The following is a 5,374-nucleotide window of genomic DNA, read 5'->3' as shown; positions in this document are numbered from 1 at the left end:
CCGACTTATTACTTACCACTTATAATTTTAAAAGCCTACCTTTGCCACTTACATCGAATTCGACACCTGAATGGTAACATTTGAAAGATTTACACTAAGCAACGGATTAAAAGTCCTGGTTCACGAAGATCACACTACTCCGATGGCAGTAGTAAATATATTATATGATGTGGGTGCCCGCGATGAGAACCCCGGAAAAACAGGCTTTGCTCACTTGTTTGAACATCTTATGTTCGGCGGGTCCGTAAATATCCCGAGTTATGACGAACCCTTGCAGCGGGTAGGCGGAGAAAACAACGCATTTACGAGCAATGACATTACTAATTATTATATCACCCTGCCGGCCTCAAATCTCGAGACCGCATTCTGGCTCGAAAGCGACCGCATGCTGAGTCTCGCGTTTTCGGAAAAGAGCCTCGATGTGCAGCGGAATGTAGTCAGTGAAGAATTTAAACAACGTTATCTTAACCAGCCCTACGGAGATGTGTGGCTTAAATTAAGGCCCCTTGCCTATAAGGAACACTCTTACCGCTGGGCCACAATAGGGAAAGAGCTCTCCCATATCGAACAGGCCTCGATGGAAGATGTAAAAGCATTCTTCACCCGGTATTATAATCCCTCCAATGCGGTTATGGTAGTAGGGGGTGATGTAAAAGCGGACGAAGTGCATGTGCTGGCGGAGAAATGGTTTGGTTCTATTCCGGCGGCTGAAAAACCTGTAAGAAATATTCCGCAGGAGCCGGCGCAGACAGAGGCCCGAAAAGAGACAATCCATGCTGATGTTCCTCTCAATGCCATATACATCGCTTTTCATATGCCTGATAGAAACGATAGTGGATATTATGAGACGGACCTGATATCGGATATACTTTCCCGTGGAAATTCTTCTCGTTTATTTGTAAGCTTAATAAAAAATCAAAAGCTCTTTAGCGAAGTAAACGCGTATGTTACCGGAAGTATCGATCCCGGATTATTTATCATAGAAGGCCAGATTGTAGATGGAGTAGCGGTAGAAGATGCGGAACAGGCCATCTGGAATGAACTCGAAAAGCTTAAAACCGAACGCGTACCAGCAGAAGAACTGACCAAAGTCAAAAATAAGATTGAATCGACAATGGTTTTCGCCCAGATGGGATTACTGGATAAGGCCATGAACCTGGCCTTTTTCGAACTGCTGGGAGATGCCGGCGATCTGAATTCCGAAACGGAAAGGTATCTCCGTGTGTCTGCTGAGGATATCCTCAAACGGGCAGGTTCAATATTCAGAAGAGAAAATTCATCTACACTATTATATCTTTCAAATAAATGATTGACAGAACATTAGCTCCTGCTTTCAGGCAGGTTGAAAATATCAATATAATAAAAGCCGCTCCTTTCGTCCTTGATAATGGTATCCCTGTACATGTCATCAACGGTGGACAACAGGATCTTGTCAGAATAGAACTGGTCTTTAATAATGTAAACTGGAATGTACAGAAGCCTCTCCAGGCATTTGCTGTTAACTCTTTAATCGCAGAGGGAACCAGCAGTTCTTCCGCATTCCAGATAGCAGAGAAGATTGACTACTACGGTGCCTTTCTTCAGAATGATTATAATTACGATGCTTCGCTGGTTACTCTTTATACATTGAGTAAGCATCTTGACAATGTTCTTCCGGTGCTAAAGGAAATTGTGACCGATGCCGTGTTCCCGGAGGAAGAGCTGGAAACTTTCAAAAGAAACCAGAAACAAAAACTGCTGGTTAATCTCGAAAAAAATGACTTTCTGTGCCGCCGGGTCTTTAATAATACATTATTTGGTGATACGCTATATGGATATAGCTCAGAAGCAGAAGATTACAACAAGGTAAGCAGGGATGAGCTTGTGGAGTATTTTCACCTTGCTTACCAACCTGAAAACTGCACGATCATTGTGTCAGGAAAGGTAGACGATACTATTCTTTCACTGATCAACAAACATCTCGGGCGCAATTGGGATAAAAGTCTTAAAGCCGCTCACAACGTATTTTCTTTTCCTGTGAAACCCGGAGGCTTTCATTATGTAGAAAAGCCGGAAGCTTTGCAGTCGGCAATACGGGTTGGTCAAATTTCGGTTAACCGGAGCCACCCCGATTTTCCTGCGCTTCAGGTACTGAACACGGTACTTGGCGGTTATTTCGGATCGCGGCTGATGGCAAACATCCGCGAAGAAAAAGGCTATACCTATGGTATCGGATCAGCCCTGGTGTCCCTTCAGCATGCAGGCTATTTCTTTATTGCATCGGAAGTAGGGGCAGACGTCTGCTCTGCAACGATGGCTGAGATCGAAAAGGAAGTCAATCTCCTGAAAACAGAACTTATTCCCGAAGACGAATTGCAGCTGGTGAAGAATTATATGCTGGGTTCGTTCCTGGGAAGCCTGGAGAACGCGTTCTCTCATGCTGATAAATATAAGAACATCCTGTTTTCAGGACTGGACTATGACTATTATGACAGGTATGTAAAGACCGTTAAAGAGATCAGCGCAGGTACCCTGCTCGAACTCGCCAGGTTTTATCTGGATTTTGATGCCTTTAATAAGGTTGTGGTAGGTAAGAAATAGATTTGTTCACCCGTGCGCCTTGCGCATTTTACAGATATTCCGTAGCTTCGCCCATGCAAGAGAAAATTATCATTCTTGACTTCGGTTCGCAATACACCCAATTAATTGCCCGCCGCGTAAGAGAACTAAATGTTTATTGTGAAATTCATCCCTTCAATCACCTTCCTGAATTTGATCAGAGTGTAAAAGGTGTTATTTTTTCAGGCAGTCCCTTTTCTGTCAGGCAGGAAGATGCCCCCCAGATAGATCTGTCATTGTTTCACCAGCAGTACCCATTACTCGGCGTTTGTTATGGTGCCCAGTACCTTGCACATACTTCTGGCGGAGAGGTCATTCCATCCACCATTCGCGAATATGGAAGGGCGAACCTGCAATATATTGACGAAACTCATTCACTGTTAAAGAATATCCCCCACGACTCCCAGGTGTGGATGTCGCATGGAGACACCATTTCTGAGATCCCCGAAGAATTCGAAGTAATAGCTAGCACCGATACCGTAAAAGTTGCTGCTTATCATATAAAAGGAACTAAAACATACGGAATTCAGTTCCATCCTGAAGTAACCCACAGCACAGACGGAAAACAGCTCCTGGAGAATTTCCTGGTAGACATCTGCGGATGCTCCCAGGACTGGACACCAGACTCTTTTGTCGAGAGCACCATATCCTCCCTGCGCGGTAAACTTGGTAATGATAAGGTTGTTTTAGGCCTTTCAGGAGGAGTAGATTCCTCGGTAGCTGCTGTATTACTTCACCGTGCAATAGGGCCTAACCTGCATTGTATCTTTGTTGATAACGGTCTTCTCCGTAAAGACGAATTCGCGCAGGTACTCGATTCTTATAAGCATATGGGGCTGAACGTAAGGGGTATAAATGCCAAAGATCGTTTCCTCAGCCAGCTTGCCGGAATCAAGGATCCCGAGCAGAAACGCAAGGTCATCGGCCGGGTTTTCATAGAAGTGTTTGACGATGCAGCTCACGAAGTACAGGATGTTAAGTGGCTCGGTCAGGGAACTATTTATCCCGACGTTATTGAGTCTGTTTCTGTAAAAGGCCCTTCAGCTACTATCAAATCGCACCATAATGTAGGAGGCTTACCTGACTTTATGAAACTTAAAGTGGTAGAACCTCTCAACACCCTTTTTAAAGATGAAGTAAGGAAAGTTGGTAAGACACTCGGTATCGATGATGTAATACTTGGACGTCATCCTTTTCCGGGGCCGGGTCTTGCCATCAGGATACTCGGAGATATCACCGCCGAAAAAGTGGCTATCTTACAGGAGGCTGACGCTATCTATATTAACAACCTGAAGACATCAGGCTGGTATGATAAGGTATGGCAGGCCGGAGCTATTTTCCTTCCGGTTCAGTCGGTAGGAGTAATGGGAGATGAGCGGACTTATGAAAATGTGATTTGTCTCCGCGCCGTTGGATCGGTAGACGGAATGACGGCAGACTGGAGCCATTTGCCCTATGAGCTGCTTGCAAAGATCTCGAACGAAATTATCAATAACGTGAAAGGGATCAACCGCGTTGTTTACGATATAAGTTCTAAACCTCCCGCAACCATTGAGTGGGAATAAGAGAAATAGAGGGAAAACATTTGGATCAGTATAATCCACGATATGAGAACCAGCTTCGTACATTCCTGCGGATATTAGATGAATATCCGCGGGATGGACAGCTTTCAAGATTTTTGCCGGTATTCTTCAGGGCCAATCGTCAGATGGGCTCTAAAGATCGCAAAACAGCCGCTGGTTTGATCTACAACTACTTTCGGATAGGTAATGCCGCTGCTGCGTCCAGGCCCGAAGAACGTCTTTTTATAGCAGAGTTTCTGTGCAACAATACCAGCCAGCCTTTCTTAGCCTATTTCAAGCCTGAACTCGACCAGGATATCAGCCGTTCGGCCAGCGAAAAGATCCGGATCCTTCAGAAAGCAGGGTATAACTTTAACCCCGCCGACGTTTTTCCATTCCATAAACACCTGTCAGCTGAGATTGACCGGGACGCATTCTTAGAATCCTTTTTTACCCAGCCCGATCTTTTCATCCGGATCCACCCCGGCAAAGAAGGCATCGTGAAGACTAGGCTGGAACGGGAGGGAGTTAGTTTTACAGAACACCATAAGTATTCCCTCGTTCTTCCCGCCGGAACCAAGCTTGATCAGCTATTTCCCGAACAAAATGATTTTGATGGATATTTTGAAGTGCAGGACCTTTCTTCTCAGGAAACAGGCAATTATTTCCAGCCGGAGAAAGGTGATTACTGGTGGGATTGCTGTGCTGCTTCAGGCGGTAAATCGCTTCTTTTATACCATTTGCAGAACCAGGTCAGGCTGCTTGTATCAGATCTGCGTGAGAATATCCTCGACAATCTTGATAAACGCTTTCGCAGCTCCGGCCTTACAAAATATCAAAAGAAGATCCTTGACCTAACCAAAGACCCGCAGCCCTTCCTGCACGATTATGAGTTCGATGGCATCATTCTCGATGCTCCCTGTAGTGGCTCAGGCACCTGGGGACGTACCCCTGAACTGATATCCCAGTTTCGCGAATCAAAGATCGAAGCTTTCCAGCGCCTTCAGAGATCAATAGCTTCCAATGTAGTAAAATACCTGAAGCCCGGCAAACCCCTGATCTACATCACATGCTCCGCCTTCAGACAGGAAAATGAAGATAACATACAATTCTTTACCGAAAACCTCAATCTCAGGCTTGAACACCAGCAGGTTATCAAAGGTTATCTGCACAAAGCCGACACGATGTTCGTAGCGCGACTGATAAAGGGAGAA

Annotated in this window: 4 protein-coding genes; all 4 read left to right on the top strand. The window is 45.2% G+C overall.

Going from position 1 to position 5,374, the window contains the following annotated elements; translation table 11 throughout:
• Positions 1-70: 70 nt before the first annotated feature.
• A complete protein-coding gene (locus DDR33_RS03780) occupies positions 71-1,309 on the top strand; it encodes a M16 family metallopeptidase (RefSeq protein ID WP_109414423.1) in 1,239 nt (412 codons plus the stop codon).
• Positions 1,306-2,580: a M16 family metallopeptidase gene (locus tag DDR33_RS03775; RefSeq protein ID WP_109414422.1), complete on the top strand. Its 1,275-nt coding sequence runs from the start codon at positions 1,306-1,308 to the stop codon at positions 2,578-2,580. Before DDR33_RS03780 ends, DDR33_RS03775 begins: the two co-directional genes overlap by 4 nt.
• A 53-nt stretch (positions 2,581-2,633) precedes the next feature.
• Complete coding sequence (gene guaA, locus DDR33_RS03770) at positions 2,634-4,163, top strand: glutamine-hydrolyzing GMP synthase (protein ID WP_109414421.1); 1,530 nt, start codon at positions 2,634-2,636, stop codon at positions 4,161-4,163.
• Positions 4,154-5,374 (top strand): RsmB/NOP family class I SAM-dependent RNA methyltransferase (locus DDR33_RS03765; RefSeq protein ID WP_238387655.1); only part of this gene is annotated, 1,221 nt, incomplete at its 3' end. The genes guaA and DDR33_RS03765, both read left to right, overlap by 10 nt.

This window comes from Pararcticibacter amylolyticus, assembly GCF_003130405.1.
GTDB classification, from domain to species: Bacteria; Bacteroidota; Bacteroidia; order Sphingobacteriales; family Sphingobacteriaceae; genus Arcticibacter; species Arcticibacter amylolyticus.
The sequence above is the reverse complement of the archived record's forward strand: the minus strand, read 5'-3'. Positions and strand labels throughout refer to the sequence as shown.

What these genes read in the sequence shown, in the direction of transcription:
- DDR33_RS03780 (WP_109414423.1), top strand. Translation starts at nt 71, where the DNA reads ATGGTAACATTTGAAAGATTTACACTAAGCAACGGATTAAAAGTCCTG.
- DDR33_RS03775 (WP_109414422.1), top strand. Translation starts at nt 1,306, where the DNA reads ATGATTGACAGAACATTAGCTCCTGCTTTCAGGCAGGTTGAAAATATC.
- guaA (WP_109414421.1), top strand. Translation starts at nt 2,634, where the DNA reads ATGCAAGAGAAAATTATCATTCTTGACTTCGGTTCGCAATACACCCAA.